Below are 19,064 nucleotides of genomic sequence, written 5' to 3' on the forward strand. Positions count from 1 at the left end.
CCTGCGCCATCCAAAACCATCCGCACGGCACGTTCGCGCACTTCAGGTGAATATTTGTTCGTTGTTTTGTTCATGATGCTCCATCCTACTCATGAGTTGGAGCCTCCGGCAAACCTGGCGCGGTTCAATTTCAACTGGTTACTGTGTTGGCTCTGGCATGATCGGGGGAAAGAGTTTCAGGCGCTCGGTGCGCTCGATGATGATCCGGATGAACGCTTGTACCTTGGGATTTGCGCGTCGCTCGGGCAGGACATAAATGCCCATGACCGCTCTACGCACATTCATATGAGGCTGGATTTCCACCGGAAAAAGTCCTTGCTGGGCAAAATGTTCGCGCAGGACGTTGCTGTGGAACAACACCGCATCGGTGGCTCGAACAAACTCGACGCATGCCTCGAGGGAATTAGATGTGAATGCATAGCCGCTATGGCTGGCGCCATAGTCGCGCCCGCTTGAGACCAGTCGCTTTTGGCGCACATCGGTCGAATCGGCGACGGCGCTGGGGAAGGTGTACACCGTTTTCAAATCCTTCGCGGCCCCAAGAAGCGGGTGGCCCTCACGGACGAAATAGCCCTCGGTGGCAATGCCCATAGGAATGAAGTCGACCTCAAGTTCCTCTTTTAGGCTCTCGATCCGGTGTCCAATGAACAATGATGTGTCGCCCGCAATAAGTTGATCCATGCAGCGCATCATATCTCCGATGCTGACATTGATCGGTGCGGCTGGGTGGGCCTTGAAGTGTTCGAGGACATAGTCCTTCAGGATAAGAACCCACGTAGAATAACCCGTCCCAACGCTGATACCCTCGTCAAGTTCTGCCTTCAGTCTGGCGATTGTGGCAAGGGCGTTAGAATGAATCCGTTCGATATAAACGGCGCTACTGTAAAGCGTCTCGCCATAAGGGGTCAGTTGCATGCCGCGTGACGAGCGCGTGAACAGTTCGACGCCAAGAGATTGTTCAAGTCGCTTCAGATTATAGCTGAGAGCCGGCTGCGAGACGTGCAGTGTTTCGGCCGCGGCCACCAGTGACCCAGCCTCGGCCACTGCAATGAACTGTTCAAGCGCCTTCTCCATCGCGGTCCCTCCCTCCGAAGGTATTCCGCCAGCAGCGGTCAATCGCTTCGATATAAATGAATTTTATATAACGGCCAAAAATTTGTATTTGTCCAGAGGTTGAGGGCTGGCTATGCATTTCAAATGTGAATTGCAGTCTGGCCCCGTAAGGGTCGACGATGCGCGCTGCTGGCGTTGAGGGCGTCAATAAAAAAAGAGGATTAAGATACGTCGTTCCCGTCAAAGTCCTTGTGGCTTCGTGCGTATCTTTTTGGGGAGGATGAACATGAATACGACCTTGATCGGTCGGCGCCGTTTGCTCGGTGCCGGGTTGGCTGCTGCTAGTCTGCCACTTTTTGATTTCGGCCCGGCAATGGCCCAGCAGCCAAACAGTATCCGCATGATGTGGTGGGGCGGCGACGAGCGCGCGCGCCGGACCAATGGAGCGATCGCACTTTTCAAGGAAGCCAATCCAGAAGTGACGATTGAGTCTGAATCGATGGGCTGGGATGATTACTGGGCGCGACTAGCGACGCAGGTCGCAGGGGGGAACGCGCCCGATTTCATTCAGATGGATTACCGCTATATGGTCGAATATGCGCGACGCGGCGCAATCCGCCCATTGGACGAGTACCTTGGCAAAGAACTGCAGATCGCGGATTTCGGGCAGGTCAATCTTGATAGCTGCTCGGTAGACGGGAAGCTGTATGGCGGGAATGTCGGTATCAACGCCTTCGCGGTCTTCAGTGATAGTGCGGCATGGGAAGAAGCCGGGCTTGAGGCACCGTCCTATGACACGACATGGGATGAATTTTCAGCTAAATGCGCCGCCTTTACGGCTGGCAATACGCGCACCCGTATGCGCGCTACGGCGGACGGCAGCGGCCAAGAAGGCCTGTTCGAGGTTTGGCTGCGGACCCAGGGTAAGGCGCTGTTCCATCCTGATGGGACCCTAGGATATGACGCGGCGGATGCAGGACGCTGGTTTGCCTATTGGGCGGACCTGCGCAAATCCAAGGGCTGCGTGGCGGCAGACGTGCAGGCGCTTTACAAGAACTCGCCCGAGACCTCACCTCTTGTTGTGGGCCGTGCGGCAACCGATTTTGTCTGGTCCAATGGGTTTGAATCCTATCAGAAACTCGTCGCTGCCGAACTGTCTCTGGTGGGTGCACCTGTACTGGAAGGGGGCGAACCTGGCCAGTATCTGAAGCCGTCGCAGATGTTCTCGATCTCGGAGACGTCGGAAAGCCCTGTGCAGACGGCCAGATTGATCAACTTCCTGATCAATGAACCGGCTGGTGCTAAAATTCTGGGGCTTGATCGCGGGGTTCCGGCCTCGCCTAAAATCCGTGAAGCGATCAAGCCCGATCTGAGCGAGGCGGGTCGGAAAGTGGTCGACTTCATCTCAAAGGTGACGCCCCAGGTCGGGCCGTTGCCGCCCTCGCCTCCTCAGGGCGCGGGTGAGGTCAATGCGCTTTTGATCCGCATCAGCCAAGAGGTCGGCTTCGACGTCAGCACGCCGGAACAAGGGGGCGTTAATCTCGTGGATGAAGCCGCCGCGATCCTGAGGCGGACATAAGGCATGGCAGCCCATAACACCGTCGCGACGAGCAACGCCCGCAAGCAGGTTGCGGCGGGCGGATGGCTCTGGGGTGCGGTCAGGCGCAATGGGGCTGGATACCTGTTCCTTGCGCCCTGGCTCATCGGCTTTTTCTGCCTGACACTGGGTCCGGCGCTGGTCTCACTTTACCTTTCGTTCACCAATTATGACCTGCTGACCACGCCTGAATTCGTTGGCATGCAAAACTATGTCCGCATGGCCACCGCTGATCCGAAATTCATTGCGTCAATTCGGGTGACCCTACTTTATGTAGCGCTGTCCGTGCCGCTTAAGCTGGCATTTGCGCTGGCGGTGGCAATGGTGCTTAATCGGGGGATGCGCGGTTTGCCGTTTTATAGGGCGATCTTTTACCTGCCGTCGCTATTGGGCACCTCTGTCGCCATCGCGGTGTTGTGGCGACAGCTCTTCGCCGCAGACGGCATGGTCAACAGCCTGCTGGCACAGTTCGGGGTCGAGGGGCCAAGCTGGATCTCCAACCCCAATTACTCGCTTTACACGCTGGTCGTGTTGTCTGTCTGGCAGTTCGGATCGCCCATGATCATCTTTCTGGCCGGACTTCGCCAGATCCCGGTCGACATGTACGAGGCGGCAAGTCTGGATGGCGCATCGCCCGCACGGCAGTTTTTCCGCATCACGTTGCCGCTTCTGTCACCGGTAATTTTCTTCAACGTCGTGATCCAAACTATTGAAGCGTTCAAGGCCTTCACGCCCGCCTTCATTATCTCGGGCGGCTCGGGCGGACCGATCAACTCGACCCTGTTTTACACGCTCTACCTGTATCAGGAGGCGTTCAGCTATTTCCGCATGGGCTATGCCTCGGCGCTTGCCTGGGTGTTGGTGGTCCTTATCGCGGTCTTTACCGCTTTCTCCTTCCTGACCACAAAATATTGGGTGCATTACGATGACTGACGCTGTGCACGAAGTACCGGGTCGCGCCTCAACCCATCCCCGCCTGACGGGCACAGTGCGCCATGTGCTGCTGATCGCGATCTCGTTTGTGATGATCTATCCGATCCTGTGGATGCTGTCGGGGTCGCTGCGCCCCGCCGACGAATTGTTCGGAGGCGATGCGGGGCTGATGCCGTCACAGGTCACGCTCCAAGCCTATAGCGACGGCTGGTTCGGACTACAGGTCACGTTCGGACGGTTTTTTGCCAATTCGCTAATTATCGCGGTACTGGCGACGGTGGGCAATGTGCTGGCGGCTTCTCTGGTGGCCTTCGCCTTCGCTAGGTTGAAGTTCTCTGGCCAGAAATTTTGGTTCGCGCTGATGCTGGGAACCTTGATGTTGCCCTATCATGTAACGCTGATCCCGCAATACGTGATGTTTCGCAGCCTCGGCTGGGTGAACACATGGTGGCCATTGATCCTGCCCAAGTACTTTGCTGTGGATGCGTTCTTTATATTCCTGATGGTCCAGTTCTTCCGGGGCATCCCGCGCGAACTGGACGACGCGGCCCGGATGGACGGCTGCAGTCCGTGGCGGATCTATCGCAAGATCATCTTGCCACTGTCGATGCCGGTGCTGGCGACTGCCGCGATCTTTTCCTTCATCTGGACGTGGGAGGACTTTTTCGGACCGCTGATTTATATAAGCGAAATGAGCCAGTACACAGTCCAATTGGGCCTACGCTCGTTCATCGACTCAAGCGGCACGTCAAGTTGGAACGAGCTTTTCGCGATGTCGCTGCTGTCTTTGGTTCCGATCTTCCTGATCTTCCTATTCTTCCAACGGCTGCTCATTGAGGGCATCGCCACCACCGGCATGAAACGCTGACTCATTTGGCCAGCCTGATGCTTTGCCCTGATCATAGTGGCAAGGGATCGGACGGCCCTGAAATCCGGAAATGCGAATGGCAACCACTATACAACTTAACAAAATTGAAAAGCGCTATGAGGCGCATATTGTGATTCCTGGGATCGATCTGGAAATCAAACCGGGGGCATTCACGGTTTTCGTTGGCCCTTCGGGCTGCGGAAAATCAACACTTTTGAGGATGATCGCGGGACTTGAGTCGATTTCGGGCGGAGAACTGATGATCGATGGCGTCCGGGTGAATGATGTCGCTGCCGCGAAGCGGGGCATCGCCATGGTCTTTCAGTCATATGCGCTTTACCCGCACATGAGTGTTTACAAAAACCTCGCCTTTGGGTTGGAGACGGCGGGCTATAAGCGCGACGAGATCGACCGCCGCGTCCGCGCTGCGGCAGAGACGCTGCAAATCAAAGATTACCTCCCGCGAAAGCCCAAGGCGTTGTCCGGCGGCCAGCGTCAGCGCGTGGCCATCGGGCGCTCAATCGTCCGTGATCCCAAGATTTTCCTGTTCGATGAGCCACTTTCAAACCTTGATGCCGAGCTACGGGTGCAAATGCGGGTCGAAATTACCAAGCTGCACGAGCGGTTGGGCAACACAATGATTTATGTGACCCACGATCAGGTCGAGGCGATGACGATGGCCGATCAGATCGTCGTTCTTCGTGCCGGCCAAGTGATGCAGGCCGGCTCTCCGCTGGAACTGTACAATGCGCCCGTCGATCAGTTTGTCGCGGGGTTCATCGGATCGCCCAAAATGAACTTCGTGCCCGTGCAAATTGCCGATGCGACAGGGGTTTTGCTTGACGGGCAACGGATCGAAACCGGGCAAGTACTCGAAGGCCCGGTGGGTACGCCACTGACAATGGGTATCCGTCCCGAGCATATTTCGGTCTCCGACGGGACGGGCCAGGCCATCGGCGAGGCCCGTGTCGAACTGGTGGAACATCTGGGCGTTAGCACCGTCTTACATGCCCGCCTAGCCGTCGGCGCTGAGACACTGATCGTCGTGCTTCCCGGCCAACAACCCTGCCGCAGTGGCGATGTCGTTTCACTTAGAACCGATCCGGGCTTGTGTCATTTATTTGCTGCTGACGGTCGGGCGCTGCGCAACTGATCCCACACATCCCGATCATCTACCAAATTCTAGACATCGACCCCCTCATGGGTCGGCCAGAGCAGTATGTCCAGCCGACAACTCACCCCGGCCAGACACGACAACAGGAGAATGAGATGCGCAAGAAATACGCACTTGTGGGAACCGGTTCCCGCGCCCGCATGTTCTATGAGGCGATCGCCAAAAACTATCGCGATAACGCTGAGCTAGTGGCGCTGTGCGACACCAATCAGACCCGGATGGATTATACCAACAAACTGCTCGGGGATGACTTCCAGATCGGGCCTTTGCCCACCTATAAGGCCGGAGATTTCGGCAAGATGCTCGACGATACCGGCGCGGATGTGGTGATCGTCACATCGATCGACCGAACCCATCATATCTATATAATTGCCGCCCTTGAGGCCGGTCGCGATGTCATCACCGAAAAGCCAATGACGACCGATGCCACCAAGTGCCAGCAGATCATTGATGCGGTCGAACGCACAGGGCGTTCGGTGCGAGTCACCTTCAACTACCGCTACGCCCCACATAATGCGGCCGTCCACGAGCTGATTTTGTCCGGGGCGATCGGGGATGTCTACTCGGTACACTTCGAATGGCTTCTGGATACCAAGCACGGTGCCGACTATTTCCGCCGCTGGCACCGCGACAAGCGGAATAGTGGCGGGCTGATGGTGCATAAATCGACACACCATTTTGATCTGGTGAACTTCTGGCTGCAAAGCCAGCCCGAGACCGTCTTTGGCATGGGAGATCTGCGCTTTTATGGCCGTGCCAACGCCGAAGAGCGGGGCCTGTTCACTCCCTATACCCGCACGACCGGCGTTACCGCGGCCAAGGATGATCCGTTCGCGATCGACATGACCAAAAGCCCCGTGCAGAAAGCCTTGTATTTAGATGCAGAGCATGAAGACGGCTATCAGCGCGATCAGAACGTCTTTGGCGACGGCGTCAGCATCGAGGATACGATGCAGGTCATGGTGCGCTATTGCAACCGCGCCGTCATGACCTATTCGCTGAACGCGTATGCGCCGTGGGAAGGCTTCAACGTTAGCTTCAACGGATCGGGAGGCCGGATCGAGTTGATGGTGCGCGAGACCTCGTACATTAACGGCGGTGGCGCCTTGGATCAAGAGGGCGCGGCAGAAGGCATCCAGCTGTACTATTTCCCGCTTGATGCCGCCGCGCAAGTAATGCCCGTGGATATGGCCGAGGGCGGGCATGGTGGCGGGGACAACCGGATGCTGGACGATATCTTCGGCAAATCCAATCCCGGCGGAGCCTATGCCGCCGGCTATCGTGACGGAGCAATGTCGATTCTGACCGGGATTGCGGCAAACCGCTCGTTCCAGACCGGCCTGCCGGTTCAGGTCTCGGATCTGGTTCGTCTTTAATTAAGCCCGGCGGTGGAGTGAGGAACTGCCAGATCGCAGCGTATATTGCGGTCTGTGCACGCCGGGGTTTGAAACTTGGACACATGACGTTTCAGCGGGTGTGACAAAGCCTGCGGCTGGGGCCGCGAGCTTCAAAATTTTAGTTTCACGTTTGTGTAATCGTTTAAACTGCGCCTGAATGATGTGCGTATCCCGATTTGAATGAACCAGAATCGGGCCAAGTGGCCGTTCAAGCCATGTGCGGGCTGGTATGAGATTGTGGTTGCAGGGCCTACGAGACAGCATTGTCGTTATGGCAAGGGTCGAAGCGGGCTCGGCTGCAACGAAAACAGAGGCTGACATTGGAATGAACTGGAAAACCGGATGGAGCGTTGCGGCGCTGGGATTGGCGCTTGGCAGTGGTGCCTTGGCGCAAGACTACTCAGGCAAGACATTGGTTGTTGGGACTTGGGGCGGAGACATTGAACGGCTTCTGCGCGAACACGCTGCAGGACCCTTGGAAGAACTAACCGGTGCAAAGGTTGAGTTTCTTTTGGGCGGTTCGGGGGACCGGATGGCAAAGATGTATGCCGAAAAGTCGAACCCGACCATGGATGTGACCTTTCAGAATGTCTATGAGGCGCCACAGGCCCTGTCGGATGGGTTGGTCGTGGCCCCGGACGAATCCTCGGCGATCTATGGGGATTTGTGGCCGGGTATGAACGATGGTTGCTATGCCATGTCACTGGTCGGCCTTGGAATTGCCTACAACAAGGGCATGGTAACGGAACCCGTGGAATGGGCGGATATGTGGAAGCCCGAATACAGGGGCATGATCGCAATGGCCCCCTACCCAAGCTCCGAAGGCGATGGGCTGCTGGGGGTTGCCGCGCGGCTGGTGGGCAGTGACGAGCACGATCCTGACGCCGCCTTCGCCAAGGTCAGCGAACTGGGTGCACCGGCTTTGAACTATACCTCATTGGATGAAGTTTTCGCCCTAATGGATGCGGGCGAGGTGGCGATGGCTCCGATGATCTCGGGCTATGTGCTGGCCGCTTTGAAGGAATGGGACAATATCGGGTTCGCGTTCCCGACCGATCCCGGTCCGGTACTTGTGCGAGATATGGTTTGTCAGGTCGCCAATTCTCCGAACCCGGAATTGGCGCAGATGTTTATTGAACTGGCGCTCAGCCCGGCGACGCAGCAAGCCTATGCTGAGGAATTGCTATTCGGCCCGACCAATTCCAAAGCTGAACTTAGCCATGACGCCGCCGCCGACACCATCAATACCCCCGAGGAGGTGGCATCGCTTTTGCAGCTGGATTGGCCCTATGTCATCTCGCAGCGTGCCGATTGGACTGAGCGCTGGAACAAGGATGTTCTAGGCCAGTGATCGACGAATTCGTGTCAACAGGCGGGGTCGTGGCATGATCGGGCGCGGCCCTGCCCATTTGCTGGTGGCACCGGGGCTGGCGCTGGTGGCGTTCGTGTTTCTGGCACCGTTTCTGCTGCTGGTTGCTATGAGTTTTTGGTCGCAACCCGAGGGCTCGCTTTTGGTGGACACAACCCTGACCTTCAAAAACTACATTCGGATCTTTTCGGATGCTTATTACCTTCGCGGCCTCGGTCGGACGCTATGGTTAAGTGTGGCGACTGTGGCGTTGGCATTGGTTTTGGGGTTCCCGGTGGCCTTTTGGATCGTGCGCCGCGCCGGGCGCTTGCGGCGCTTTGTGACGGCACTGATGCTCTTGCCGATGGTGTGCGGCGCGCTCTTGCCAACGCTGGGGCTGGTGAACCTTCTATCGCCGCTTGGGATCATCAACGGCACGCTGAAGACTATGGGGCTGATCGACCGGGCCATTCCGCTTTTGGGGACTCAGATCGGCATCTTGATTGGGCTGGTGCAAGCCTTTCTCCCGTTGATGGTTTTGCCATTGGTTGCCGTGCTAGACCGCCTACCACCAAGCTTTGAGGAGGCGGCCATGTCTTTAGGCGCGCGTCCGGCTCAGGTCTGGCAGCGGGTTGTCCTTCCGTTGGCCGCTCCAGGGGTATTGGCAGGGGCAGTGCTGGTGTTCTGCGCTGCGCTGACATCGTTTGTGACCCCCCAAATTCTGGGACAAGGAAAGATCGCCACCTTCGCCACGATGACTTGGCAACAGGCCAGCTTGGTGCTGGACTGGCCGTTCGCCTCGGCCCTTGCGATGGTCATGCTAGGCTTGATGGCGGGTCTGGGCGGACTTTTGGCCGTGTTGCGCCGGGCGAATTGGGCACAAACATGAGACGCATTATTTTGTCGGGTTTCACAGCATTTGTCGTTCTGTTCACGGTCGCGCCTCTGCTGGTGCTGGTGTTTTCAAGCTTTGATGACGGCAAGTTTTTCCGCTTCCCGCCACGCGAGTTGTCGTTGCGGTGGTTTCGTGCGGCCTTTGCCAGCGCCGAGTATCGCAGTTCCCTGTTCAACAGTACCGTGGTGGGACTGTTGGCTACGGTGATTTCGGTCACGCTTGGGACAGCCGCGGCACTGGGACTGCAGCGTGGGGTTCTAAAAACGCGCGCGTCGCTTGAGATGGTGCTGCTGGCCCCGTTGACCCTTCCTCTGGTGATCTGGGCGATTGCGCTATTGCAGATCTATGCGTGGCTTGGAATTGGCGGCACGCTGTCGGGGCTGGTTTTGGCCCACGCCACCTTTACTCTGCCGTTTTCGGTGCGGGTGATGTTGGCGACGTTATCGTCCATTGATCCGGGGCTTGAACTGGCCGCACGGTCCCTTGGCGCCCGGCCTTGGAGGGCGTTCGCCCGTGTTACCTTGCCGTTGGCTTTGCCCGGTCTGGCGACCTCAGTTGCCTTGTCATTCTTCATCTCGTTCAACGATGTGATCGTGTCCACCTTTATCGCCGGGTCCAGTTGGATGACCTTCCCTGTGCGGTTGTATTCGCAACTGCGCGGCCAAGGGATCGACCCGACCACTCTTGCCATCGGAACCATGGTGATCTGCTCAATCCTGAGCGTCGTCATCCTGACCGAAATTTTCAGCAGAAAGGCCTTGCGGACATGACCGCCTATCTGACGATCAGGGATGTAGCCAAAAGCTATGGCCGCTCGACCGCTTTGCACTGCATCGACATGGACATCGCCCGAGGCGAATTCTTGGCGCTTCTGGGCCCGTCTGGGTCGGGCAAGACGACGCTGCTGCGCATCCTTGCAGGGCTGCTTGATCCCGGTCGTGGCACTCTGATTCTGGATGGAGTCGACATGACCAAAACGCCAGCTTGGGAGCGTGACATCGGTCTTGTCTTCCAGAATTATGCGTTATTTCCCCATATGGATGTGCGCCAGAACGTCGGTTTCGGTCTGGATATGCGCGGCATTCGGGGCGCAGAGGCCGAACGGCGGATTGATGAGGCATTGGAGACCGTGTCCATGCGCGAGTATGGGACCCGCCGTCCGGGCGAACTCTCGGGTGGTCAACAGCAACGCATTGCCATTGCCCGTGCTATTGCCATTAAGCCGCGTTTGCTGTTGCTGGACGAGCCGTTGTCGAACCTTGACGCCGTGTTGCGCCAGTCTGTTCGGATCGAGTTGCGCGAGTTGCACGAACGCACCGGGCTGACCACGATCATGGTCACGCATGATCAGGTCGAGGCACTGACCCTCGCGGACCGCGTGGCACTGATGGAGCGGGGCGAGGTGATTCAGGTCGACCGCCCAGAAGACTTGTACAACCGTCCGGCATCCGCGTTTGCGGCGGCGTTTCTCGGCAGCCCCCCGGCCAATCTCTTGCCGGTTGCGCCGGGAAATGCGCCCGGGACGGTCAGCATCTCTGGAGTGGTCTGGACCCCGGTGGGGCAGGTGGCACAAGCGGTGGCGGCACTTCGTGGTCCCGCCCGTTTGGCCCTGCGCCCCGAAACCCTTCGCCTAGTGGCCCAAGAGGTGCCGGGCGCCATTTCCGGGCGCTTGAAAGCGGTAGAATACATGGGTGGCGAACGGCTTGCTCATGTGGAACTTACTGGCGCCGATGCTCCGGCCCCGGTTGTGCTGGTGCGAAGCGCCGATGCGCTGCCCGAGACGGGGCAGGTGGTCTTTGTCCTGCCCGGGGCGGTGACTGGCCTTTACGACAACGAAAGCGGCGCCAATATCGCGCCCGCGACTGCAGGAGAATACTGATGTGGAGCAATGCTGAAACCTGGGCGAAACGCAGCCCGGCGAAACAGGAATTACGCGAAGAAATCTGGGGCTTGCTGGAACGAACCGGTGTCGCGATCGGCCCGGCATTTGGAAATATTCCCAACTTTTCGGGGGCCGATATGGCGGCATTCCATATCTCGTTAACGCCGGAATGGCAGGCGGCGCAGACCGTGAAGTGCAACCCTGATGCGCCCCAAATCCCCATTCGCTTAAGGGCCCTTTATGCGGGCAAAGTGCTGTATGTTCCGGTGCCAGCCCTCACACGGGATTTCCCCTATCTGCGGCTTGACCCCGTTAAGCTCGTTGAAACAGGCGTCAGCTTTGAATTGGCGGCGACCGCTGAAGGCTATATGATGCATGGCGAACGGATCGAGTTCGAAGACGTTCCCGCTCTGGACTTCTGCATTCTTGGGTCTGTCGCTGTATCGCGCGAAGGGGGACGCACTGGCAAAGGCGCGGGCTTCGCGGATCTGGAGGCCGGTATCTTTCGCGACCTTGGCACTGTCCAACCTGACACGCCGGTCGTGACGTTGGTACATTCCTCGCAACTGGTCGAGTCTGATCGAGTGCCGATGATGGCCCATGACAGCCCGCTATCCATGATCGCGACCGAGGCCGAACTGATCCGGACCCCGCCCGCTACTACGATCCCTGGTGGGGTCGATTGGGAGATGGTGCAGCCCGATCAGTTCCGCGACATCCCCTTCTTGGCCAAGCTGCGCGACCGATTGCTGGCCAAGGATACCGGGGGTGCAGCATGAGGCGCGGTTGTCGCCCGCTCCACAAGGCTGACTGGCAAAACAATGGTGTGGGGCGGGGACGTGTCGCCGCCGATGCGCTGGATCAACAAATCAACCGCGCTTCGCCCGAGGTCGATCAGAGATTGACGGACGGTGGTCAGCCCGATGAGAGGCCAAGCGCTCATTCCGATGTCATCAAATCCGATCACCGAGACTTCGCCGGGGACGTCAATGCCAAGGTCGCGCAGGGCAGACAGCGCACCGATTGCCACCAGATCGTTGACGCAAACCACCAGCGACACGTCGCGCTGCGCCATGCGCCGCTTTGCGTCCGGACCAAGGGTCGCCGTCAGGGGAACAGTTTCTTCCCAGACCACATCGCAGAAACCAGCTGCCGCCTTAAGGAAACCCCGCCGTCGTTCGCGGCTGGAGGCGATGTCGTCTCCGCCCGACAACAGGCCGATGCGGCGGTGCCCGAGCGTGCGGATATACTCCGCGATCAGCCGACCACCGTCAGCATGAGCGGCCTGAATGCAGTCGTGACCGGGCAGGGGGCCGTCGATCGTGACCACCGGGAAACGCGGTTGACCGCCGATGGTTTCAAATTCCGGATGCAGCACCGCGACTGCGCCATCAACCCCGTGATCAGCCAGCATGCGCAATGCTTCGGCCTCGCGGCGCGGGGTGTCGCCCGAATTGATCAGCAGCGTTGCCAGACCACGGCTTTCGGCATGGCTTTGAACCGCTTCAGCGATCTCGGGGAAGATCGGGCTGACCAGCGTGGGCAGGATGCAGCCAATCACGTTGTGGCGCCCGGTCTTCAGCGACACGGCGGCGCGGTTGCGGGCATAGCCCAAATCCTGTGCGGCGCTTCGTACCAGACGATCAACCTCGGGCGTGACTTTGCCAAGATCGTTCATCACGTAAGATACGGTGGCCGAAGAAACCCCCGCCGCCTTTGCCACATCCCGGATCGTGACGCGTTTCTTCATGCCACCTACCACTTGTTGCGCAGTCCGATCTTAGGCCCGCTTGTTATGAGAATGCTAGCCTTTGCACCGATGCGAGGTGCGGTATGAGAGCGGCCCAGCATACCGCACATTTGTTGCGCGAGACCGCCCCGAAATTACGCGCGGAGGAAGATCAGACATGGGATGCGTCGCAACTGATGCGGCATCAAGGCGCCGAGCTGATGCAGTTCTGGGCGTCGAATGCGCCCGGCTCTGGCGCACCAGAATGCCTGATGGCGGGTGCGTTGCAATCATTAGAAAACAAAGGGTTTATCCTAGGGGACTATGGGCAGTTGCTTCGGCAGGGACTTGCCGCTGCAACGGACGGTGACATCGAGGCACTGCTGCGTATTGATATGCAGCTGCGGGTGCTGATGCGCGAAGCCCATCCAGATCCAGACCACCCGTCGCAACTGACCTCCCGGTTTTCGGACTGGGACAGCTTTGCCGCAGAAGTCATTTGGCCCGACGATCTGGTGATTGACGCGGTCATTCTGCCGGACCGGATCCGGGCTGGATGGCTGGGGCAATTGGTCGGGGCGGCTGCGGGCACCGCGCTTGAAGGCTACACCGCCGAGCAAATTGCCAAAGCCTTTGGACCCGTCACCACATATTTGCGGACCCCCAACACCTATAATGACGACATTACTTTTGAGTTGGCCTTTCTTGAGGCCTATCTGGATCACGGGCCAGCTGTGACGTCTCGCGATATCGCGGCCAATTGGGTCGGGATGATCCCGCTGGGCTGGTCCGCCGAAGGCGTGGCATTGGACCACCTGCGTCGGGGGGTGATGCCGCCGCTGTCGGGCAGTCTCAACAACCCCTTCGATGAGTGGATTGGCGCCCAGATGCGCGGCGCGATTTGCGGAATGGTGGTTCCCGGACGTGCGAAAGAGGCCGCGCGCCTTGCGTGGTTGGATGCCGAGATCAGCCATGCGGGCAACGGAATATTGGGCGAAGTGTTCAATGCGGTGCTCTGCGCCTTGGCCTTCGCCCCCGGAGATTTGCGCGACCTTCTGGCGCGCACGGTCACCATGATTCCTGAAACAACGGAATACGGGCAGGTGATCCGCCATGCCCTGCTGTCCTGCCGGGCTGGGCCAGATTGGCAAACGGCTTGGGCCGCTTGCGATAGCTTATATCTGGATTATAACTGGATACATGCATATCCTAACGCTGCAGCTCAGGTGATTGCGCTGTGGTTCGGGGACGATGATTTCGACCGGACATTGGAAATCCTCTGTGGCCTTGGCCATGATGTGGACTGCAACGCGGCGCAGATGCTTTGCGTATTGGGTCTGCGTTATGGCAGCGGCGTGATTGATGCACGCTGGAGCGACCCGTTGCTGGCTGGCGATATCGTCACCTATATGCGTCGGCCACAAACCCTGTCTTTTGATCGATTGGTCCGCAAAACCCTCGATGCTATTGCCCGAAGCCGTTCCAGCTAAAAGCGGTATTGCCATTTGTGGACAGCCCCTATTTTGCAAGAGTTTTCTTAGCAACTACGATTTTTACCTAGGCTCAGGACCCATTAATCTGGTTGATGCTGGTATGGCTGTGTGATTCATCCCCCTCAAATCTTGGGGGAGTTATATGAGCAATCTTTACTGGCTGAGGACTCTGTTGCGCAAATTAGCTGACGAACGGTTCTCCCCTTTCCCGAGACGGATTTGTCCCACGGCTGTCGTGACAGGGATGCCAAGGGCGGTGTAGCCGTTCAGGATCGCAATGCGCACCTGAACCTCAGCGACTTGGCGGTCAAAGTCGCGCGCCATCAGCCGCTAACCGAGCAGTTTCATGCAATGCATCTTTGTCTCGACGCGGCTCCGGCGGTGGTATCCGCTCCAGTTTCGCCAGAGCGCCCGACCCAGTTGTCTTAATGCGCGCAATGCATCGTTCCTGGCGATGGCTCCGGCGGTGGTTGGTTTGCATGGCTGGGCATTTCGGCGTGGCGGGATGACCGCGTCCGCACCGCGGTCTGCAATGGCGTTGTGGCATCGGCGCGTGTCGTCGGCACCATCGGCAGTCACGCTGCCGATCTCCTGATTGCGCGGGATCTGGTTGAGCAGACAGGGCAACATCGGTGCATCCCCTGTGTTGCTGCCGGTGATCTCAACCGCTCTGACTTCCAACGTTTGCGCGTCTATAGCGATGTGGATCTTGCGCCAGACGCGTCGCTTGGGGGTAACCGCTCCATTGAGGCCGCGGTTATGCAGCTTGGCTGTTCTGCATGGCCATCGGCGTCCAATTCCATGGGAGTAATTCATCCAGCCGGTTAATTTTGTGATCGAGGATGTCAGCGAGATAGGCTTGCGGATCAAGGCCATTCAGCTTGGCTGTTTCAATGATAGTCATGGCGCGTGCGAGTGTTTCCGCACCGGTGTCAGCCCCGGCAAACAGCCAGTTCTTTCTTCCAATGCCGATGGGGCGCAGAGCGCGTTCAGCCGGATTATTGTCGATGGCCACACGACCGTCTGTCAGGAACAAGCTGAAGGCCTCCGCGCGATTGAGGCCATAGCGGAAGGCCTTGGCCAAATTGCTCTTGCCCGGAATGCGCAGGAGTTGCTGCTCGGACCACGCAAAGAAGGCCTCAACTTTTGGCTGGCTGAATTTTTGACGTGCCGCGTGACGGACGTCAGCAGGCTGGCCGCTCGCCATTGTGCTTAAACCAATGGCGCACATTGGCTCGCTGTCGCGCTCGATGTCATAGAGTTTGCCGATCCGGTCGAGCGTCTCGCGGGCGATCTCGGACTTGGTGGATGTCCAGACATCGTGGAAGTCACGGCGCAGGTGCGCCCAGCACGCCGCCTCGCGTAAACGGGGGGTGCCGTCCGGCTCTGGCTCATAGAGCTTGGCATAGCCTTTGTAACCGTCGGCCTGAAGGATGCCGCGGGCGTCGGCCAGATGGGTCAAGACATGCTCCTCCTTCCAGTCCGGTGCGAACCGATAGACGGCCCCGGGCGGGGATGATCCAGCCCAGGGGCGTTCGCCATTGGTCTCGAACATATGGCGACACAACGGCTCACTCGCGCACATAGGCCCAGATCCGGCCTTGTCTGACGCCTTTGCCAAGCCCCTTGTCGCGCAATGACCGGTCCAGCACACGGATCGGGTTCGCCATCGGTCTCGAACGCATGGCGACGCGATGGCTCACCGTCTGCGTGCAGCAGATCGCTGCCCATGATGTCAGATTCGATCCGTTCGATTAGCGGCGACAGGGTCTTCATGGCCCGTCCGCACCAACCGACAAGCGTGGTCTCGGGAATGTCCGCGCCCATGCGGGCAAAGATCTCGTGCTGGCGATACAAGGGAAGATGATCGTCGAACTTCGAGACCAGAACATGGGCCAGCAGGTTCGGCCCGGCCATGCTGCCCGGGATGGGACGGCTGGGAGCCGGCTCCTGCACGATCCGCTCGCAGCGGCGGCAGGACTTCTTAATCCGGGCGATCTGGATCACCTTCATCTGCGCGGCGATCATGTCGAGCAGTTCGCTGACATCCTCACCCACTACGCGCAGATCACCACCGCAGTCCGGGCAGCAGGCACCGGGGTCCAGTTCGCGGCGTTCGCGCGGCGTCGCATCCGAGACCCCTTCTTCTTGCGACAACTGTCGCACAGGGAGGTTATTCGGCGGCAGCATCCGCTTCAGGACGGCCGCCTTACGTTCCGGTGAGTATCCCAAATCATCGTCCTATCCCGCCCACCTGAAAAATAGAGAAAAATCGAGCAGCAGACAACTTCCCTGACTGTGAGTGTGGTACTGCGGCGTGATGGTCTGACCCATTCCCTGAATGACTTCGTGTCTTCCCTGTGACCTGTCGACCATCACGCTGCCCCGGCGGCGGGCGAGATGTGACCTAATAGGAGCCTGACGGTACGTACCTTCACAGTCCTGTCCTCTTCGAACGGTGCCCGGGCCATTTCAGTGAGGGAGCCTCCATGGACCAGATTATCATCGGCGTTGACACCCACAAATCCAAACACATTGCTGTTGCGATCAGTCGTCAGGGCGCTCGTCTGGGTACCATGACACTCCCCACGACCCGCCAAGGATATCGCGATCTGGAAGTATGGGCATCAGAGCTCGGCACCTCCAAAGCATTTGGTATCGAGGGCACTGGGGCCTACGGCGCAGGCTTGTCTCGCGACCTGCTCGCCAAGGGGTATACGGTTCTGGACGTCATGCGCCCAAATCGCCAGCTGCGCTATCTTCACGGTAAGTCAGACAGCCTTGACGCGGAAAGCGCGGCCCGGTCAGTGTTGAACGGGCAAGCCACCGCCCTTGCCAAAACGCAAGCTGGAGCGTCAGAAATGATCCGGCATCTCAAGATTGCGCGCGACAGTGCGGTGAAGGCCAGGTCGCAAGCGATTATCACCTTGAAAACACTGATCATTAATGCTCCTGCCGAGCTGCGCGAGATGCTGGAGCTGATCAAGGGCCCGATCAAACTGATCCGTCACATCGCAGCACTCAGACCAGGAAAAATCGTATCGCCAACCGCTTCCGCTAAGGCAGCGATGCGCGCAATTGCCCGGCGCTGGCTGCTCTTGCACGAAGAAATCCACGCACACGATCAAGAACTCGAACCAATGGTCAGAGAGAAGGCACCCGGTCTGATGAACACGTATGGCGTTGGCGTCATGACAGCGGCCGAAATGCTGATCGTCGTTGGCGATAACCCCGAGCGGATCAAATCCGAAGCAGCTCTGGCCAAACTCTGCGGGGTTTGCCCGATCCCGGCTTCAAGCGGCAAAACCAACCGAATGCGTCTGAACCGCGGTGGGAACCGGCAAGCCAATGCCGCCCTCTACATCGTCGCCATCACCCGAATGCGGGATCATGAAGTCACACAAAACTATGTGCTCAAACGTACCGCTCAAGGCAAAAGCAAGCGCGAGATCACGCGGTGCCTGAAGCGCTATATCATCCGCGAAATCTACCGCGAGCTCTGTGCGCCAAACGACGCAAAATGCGCGCCTTGACAAACATAGGAGAGTCATAGGGGGGTGTTGTCACATTAAGCTTCGTTTGGTTGCACGCGTCGTGGTTTGGACATAGCTGACGGCCATGCACACGCCGACCATCAGCTATAAACGCCACCGGTTTCCATCCCAGATCATCGCTCACGCGGTTTGGCTGTACGCCCGCTTCAACCTGAGCCTTCGCAAGGTTGAAGAGCTGTTGTTGGAGCGCGGCATCGACATATCTTACGAAAATATCCGCCGCTGGATGGTTAAGTTTGGGCCGCAAATCGCAGGGAATCTTCGACGTCGCCAGGCCCGACCGGGTGATGTTTGGCATCTGGACGAAGTCGCCCTTGAAAATCTCTGGCAGGTCATTTTGGCTCCGGCGGGCTGTCGATCAGCACGGTGTCGTTCTGGAAGAAATTCTTCAATCCAAGCGAGACAAGCAGGCGGCAACGCGGCTTTTGATCAGCCTGATCAAGCGTCATGGTTTTGTGCCAAAGTGGATCGTCACTGACAAATTGCGTTCTTACGGTGCGGCAAACGTGAGGTCGCGTCGCACGTCGATCACTGGTCGCACAAAGGTCTCAATAATCGCGCTGAAAACAGCCATCTGCCGTTTCGAAAACGTGAGCAAACGATGCAGGGGTTCCGGTCGCCCGGAGGTCTGCAGCGCTTCGTCTCCATCCACTCATCCACCCGCAATCGCTTTACCGCGCCATCCCGTCGTCGCGCTGCCCTGACCATCCGGTACCATCGGATGGAAGCATTCGATGCTTGGAAGGCGGCAGGAATCGCTTGAATTGGCCAAATTCGCGTCCCAACTGAATGTGTTCAGTTTACGTGACAACTCCCGCGAACGTCATTGAATGCGTCGTTTTCCTCAGCGGCATCAAGTCATCAACCCAAGATCAAGCTGCCGCATGATGATCGCTTGGACGCCAGACTTGACAGTGGCTCGGCGCGGCATCGGCGTGGTGGGTGGAAGGCGGCTCTGGGCCGTTCGAGTTGGCCCGGAAGTCGGGGCGGCGATCAGGCGTTCTCTGCATCGCGACGAGCGCCAAAGTGGACATTTGTAAGTAGCGATGATTTCGTGGACTTTACAGTTCAGATCAGTGTAGCGACCCCGGAACCGCCAACGTTCCGGACAGTGAAACTTTGCAGAAAAGGTTTACAAAAC

At 58.3% G+C, this 19,064-nt stretch carries 14 protein-coding genes and 3 pseudogenes; 13 read left to right on the forward strand and 4 right to left on the reverse strand.

Going from position 1 to position 19,064, the window contains the following annotated elements; translation table 11 throughout:
- Nucleotides 1-138: 138 nt before the first annotated feature.
- Nucleotides 139-1,074 (reverse strand): LysR family transcriptional regulator, encoded by a 936-nt coding sequence (locus BV911_RS15550; protein ID WP_086054536.1) that lies wholly within the window; start codon nucleotides 1,072-1,074, stop codon nucleotides 139-141.
- Nucleotides 1,075-1,339: 265 nt separating this feature from the next.
- Here BV911_RS15550 and BV911_RS15555 point away from each other — a divergent pair, with 265 nt between their 5' ends.
- The 10 genes from BV911_RS15555 to BV911_RS15600 all read left to right on the forward strand — a co-directional run bounded on the left by BV911_RS15555 (nucleotide 1,340) and on the right by BV911_RS15600 (nucleotide 11,926).
- Complete coding sequence (locus BV911_RS15555; RefSeq protein ID WP_086054537.1) at nucleotides 1,340-2,632, forward strand: ABC transporter substrate-binding protein; 1,293 nt, start codon at nucleotides 1,340-1,342, stop codon at nucleotides 2,630-2,632.
- 3 nt (nucleotides 2,633-2,635) lie between these two features.
- The gene (locus BV911_RS15560; RefSeq protein WP_240512278.1) at nucleotides 2,636-3,583 is read left to right on the forward strand and encodes a carbohydrate ABC transporter permease; all 948 of its coding nucleotides are present in this window, start codon (nucleotides 2,636-2,638) and stop codon (nucleotides 3,581-3,583) included.
- On the forward strand, nucleotides 3,576-4,451 hold the full coding sequence (locus BV911_RS15565; RefSeq protein WP_086054538.1) for a carbohydrate ABC transporter permease: 876 nt from the start codon (nucleotides 3,576-3,578) through the stop codon (nucleotides 4,449-4,451). The genes BV911_RS15560 and BV911_RS15565 overlap by 8 nt, the downstream gene beginning before the upstream one ends.
- A 76-nt stretch (nucleotides 4,452-4,527) precedes the next feature.
- Complete coding sequence (locus BV911_RS15570; protein ID WP_086054539.1) at nucleotides 4,528-5,604, forward strand: ABC transporter ATP-binding protein; 1,077 nt, start codon at nucleotides 4,528-4,530, stop codon at nucleotides 5,602-5,604.
- A gap of 116 nt (nucleotides 5,605-5,720) precedes the next feature.
- Entirely contained in the window at nucleotides 5,721-7,001 is a 1,281-nt protein-coding gene (locus tag BV911_RS15575; RefSeq protein WP_086054540.1) for a Gfo/Idh/MocA family oxidoreductase, read from the forward strand.
- 346 nt (nucleotides 7,002-7,347) lie between these two features.
- Nucleotides 7,348-8,373, forward strand: a complete 1,026-nt coding sequence (locus BV911_RS15580) for an extracellular solute-binding protein (protein WP_168184103.1) — start codon at nucleotides 7,348-7,350, stop codon at nucleotides 8,371-8,373.
- A 34-nt stretch (nucleotides 8,374-8,407) separates the two neighbouring features.
- Nucleotides 8,408-9,259: an ABC transporter permease gene (locus BV911_RS15585; RefSeq protein WP_086054542.1), complete on the forward strand. Its 852-nt coding sequence runs from the start codon at nucleotides 8,408-8,410 to the stop codon at nucleotides 9,257-9,259.
- Nucleotides 9,256-10,035: an ABC transporter permease gene (locus BV911_RS15590; protein WP_086054543.1), complete on the forward strand. Its 780-nt coding sequence runs from the start codon at nucleotides 9,256-9,258 to the stop codon at nucleotides 10,033-10,035. Before BV911_RS15585 ends, BV911_RS15590 begins: the two co-directional genes overlap by 4 nt.
- The gene (locus BV911_RS15595) at nucleotides 10,032-11,144 is read left to right on the forward strand and encodes an ABC transporter ATP-binding protein (RefSeq protein ID WP_086054544.1); all 1,113 of its coding nucleotides are present in this window, start codon (nucleotides 10,032-10,034) and stop codon (nucleotides 11,142-11,144) included. The genes BV911_RS15590 and BV911_RS15595 overlap by 4 nt, the downstream gene beginning before the upstream one ends.
- The gene (locus BV911_RS15600; protein WP_086054545.1) at nucleotides 11,144-11,926 is read left to right on the forward strand and encodes a 5-formyltetrahydrofolate cyclo-ligase; all 783 of its coding nucleotides are present in this window, start codon (nucleotides 11,144-11,146) and stop codon (nucleotides 11,924-11,926) included. Before BV911_RS15595 ends, BV911_RS15600 begins: the two co-directional genes overlap by 1 nt.
- Here BV911_RS15600 and BV911_RS15605 read toward each other — a convergent pair.
- A complete protein-coding gene (locus tag BV911_RS15605; RefSeq protein ID WP_086054546.1) occupies nucleotides 11,851-12,897 on the reverse strand; it encodes a LacI family DNA-binding transcriptional regulator in 1,047 nt (348 codons plus the stop codon). The genes BV911_RS15600 and BV911_RS15605 overlap by 76 nt on opposite strands.
- Before the next feature lie 83 nt (nucleotides 12,898-12,980).
- Between BV911_RS15605 and BV911_RS15610 the strand changes: the two genes are divergently transcribed.
- The gene (locus tag BV911_RS15610) at nucleotides 12,981-14,366 is read left to right on the forward strand and encodes an ADP-ribosylglycohydrolase family protein (protein ID WP_086054547.1); all 1,386 of its coding nucleotides are present in this window, start codon (nucleotides 12,981-12,983) and stop codon (nucleotides 14,364-14,366) included.
- Between the two features lie 156 nt (nucleotides 14,367-14,522).
- On the opposite strand, the pseudogene BV911_RS15615 reads toward BV911_RS15610, so the two are convergent.
- Nucleotides 14,523-15,098 (reverse strand): annotated as a pseudogene (locus BV911_RS15615) (IS5 family transposase); the annotation flags it as partial.
- A 28-nt stretch (nucleotides 15,099-15,126) separates the two neighbouring features.
- Nucleotides 15,127-16,511, reverse strand: a pseudogene (locus BV911_RS15620) (IS66 family transposase); the annotation flags it as partial.
- A 347-nt stretch (nucleotides 16,512-16,858) separates the two neighbouring features.
- Between BV911_RS15620 and BV911_RS15625 the strand changes: the two are divergent.
- Together BV911_RS15625 and BV911_RS15630 are read left to right on the forward strand one after the other, a co-directional pair.
- Nucleotides 16,859-17,902: an IS110 family transposase gene (locus BV911_RS15625; protein WP_086054548.1), complete on the forward strand. Its 1,044-nt coding sequence runs from the start codon at nucleotides 16,859-16,861 to the stop codon at nucleotides 17,900-17,902.
- 85 nt (nucleotides 17,903-17,987) lie between these two features.
- A pseudogene (locus BV911_RS15630) lies at nucleotides 17,988-18,686 on the forward strand (IS6 family transposase).
- Nucleotides 18,687-19,064: the final 378 nt, after the last annotated feature.

This window comes from Pseudoruegeria sp. SK021, from assembly GCF_002119405.1.
Lineage (GTDB): Bacteria > Pseudomonadota > Alphaproteobacteria > Rhodobacterales > Rhodobacteraceae > Meridianimarinicoccus.

What these genes read in the sequence shown, in the direction of transcription:
- BV911_RS15570 (WP_086054539.1), top strand. Translation starts at nt 4,528, where the DNA reads ATGGCAACCACTATACAACTTAACAAAATTGAAAAGCGCTATGAGGCG.
- BV911_RS15600 (WP_086054545.1), top strand. Translation starts at nt 11,144, where the DNA reads ATGTGGAGCAATGCTGAAACCTGGGCGAAACGCAGCCCGGCGAAACAG.
- BV911_RS15625 (WP_086054548.1), top strand. Translation starts at nt 16,859, where the DNA reads ATGGACCAGATTATCATCGGCGTTGACACCCACAAATCCAAACACATT.
- BV911_RS15580 (WP_168184103.1), top strand. Translation starts at nt 7,348, where the DNA reads ATGAACTGGAAAACCGGATGGAGCGTTGCGGCGCTGGGATTGGCGCTT.
- BV911_RS15555 (WP_086054537.1), top strand. Translation starts at nt 1,340, where the DNA reads ATGAATACGACCTTGATCGGTCGGCGCCGTTTGCTCGGTGCCGGGTTG.
- BV911_RS15550 (WP_086054536.1), bottom strand. Translation starts at nt 1,074, where the DNA reads ATGGAGAAGGCGCTTGAACAGTTCATTGCAGTGGCCGAGGCTGGGTCA.
- BV911_RS15590 (WP_086054543.1), top strand. Translation starts at nt 9,256, where the DNA reads ATGAGACGCATTATTTTGTCGGGTTTCACAGCATTTGTCGTTCTGTTC.
- BV911_RS15605 (WP_086054546.1), bottom strand. Translation starts at nt 12,897, where the DNA reads ATGAAGAAACGCGTCACGATCCGGGATGTGGCAAAGGCGGCGGGGGTT.
- BV911_RS15565 (WP_086054538.1), top strand. Translation starts at nt 3,576, where the DNA reads ATGACTGACGCTGTGCACGAAGTACCGGGTCGCGCCTCAACCCATCCC.
- BV911_RS15595 (WP_086054544.1), top strand. Translation starts at nt 10,032, where the DNA reads ATGACCGCCTATCTGACGATCAGGGATGTAGCCAAAAGCTATGGCCGC.
- BV911_RS15610 (WP_086054547.1), top strand. Translation starts at nt 12,981, where the DNA reads ATGAGAGCGGCCCAGCATACCGCACATTTGTTGCGCGAGACCGCCCCG.
- BV911_RS15575 (WP_086054540.1), top strand. Translation starts at nt 5,721, where the DNA reads ATGCGCAAGAAATACGCACTTGTGGGAACCGGTTCCCGCGCCCGCATG.
- BV911_RS15585 (WP_086054542.1), top strand. Translation starts at nt 8,408, where the DNA reads ATGATCGGGCGCGGCCCTGCCCATTTGCTGGTGGCACCGGGGCTGGCG.
- BV911_RS15560 (WP_240512278.1), top strand. Translation starts at nt 2,636, where the DNA reads ATGGCAGCCCATAACACCGTCGCGACGAGCAACGCCCGCAAGCAGGTT.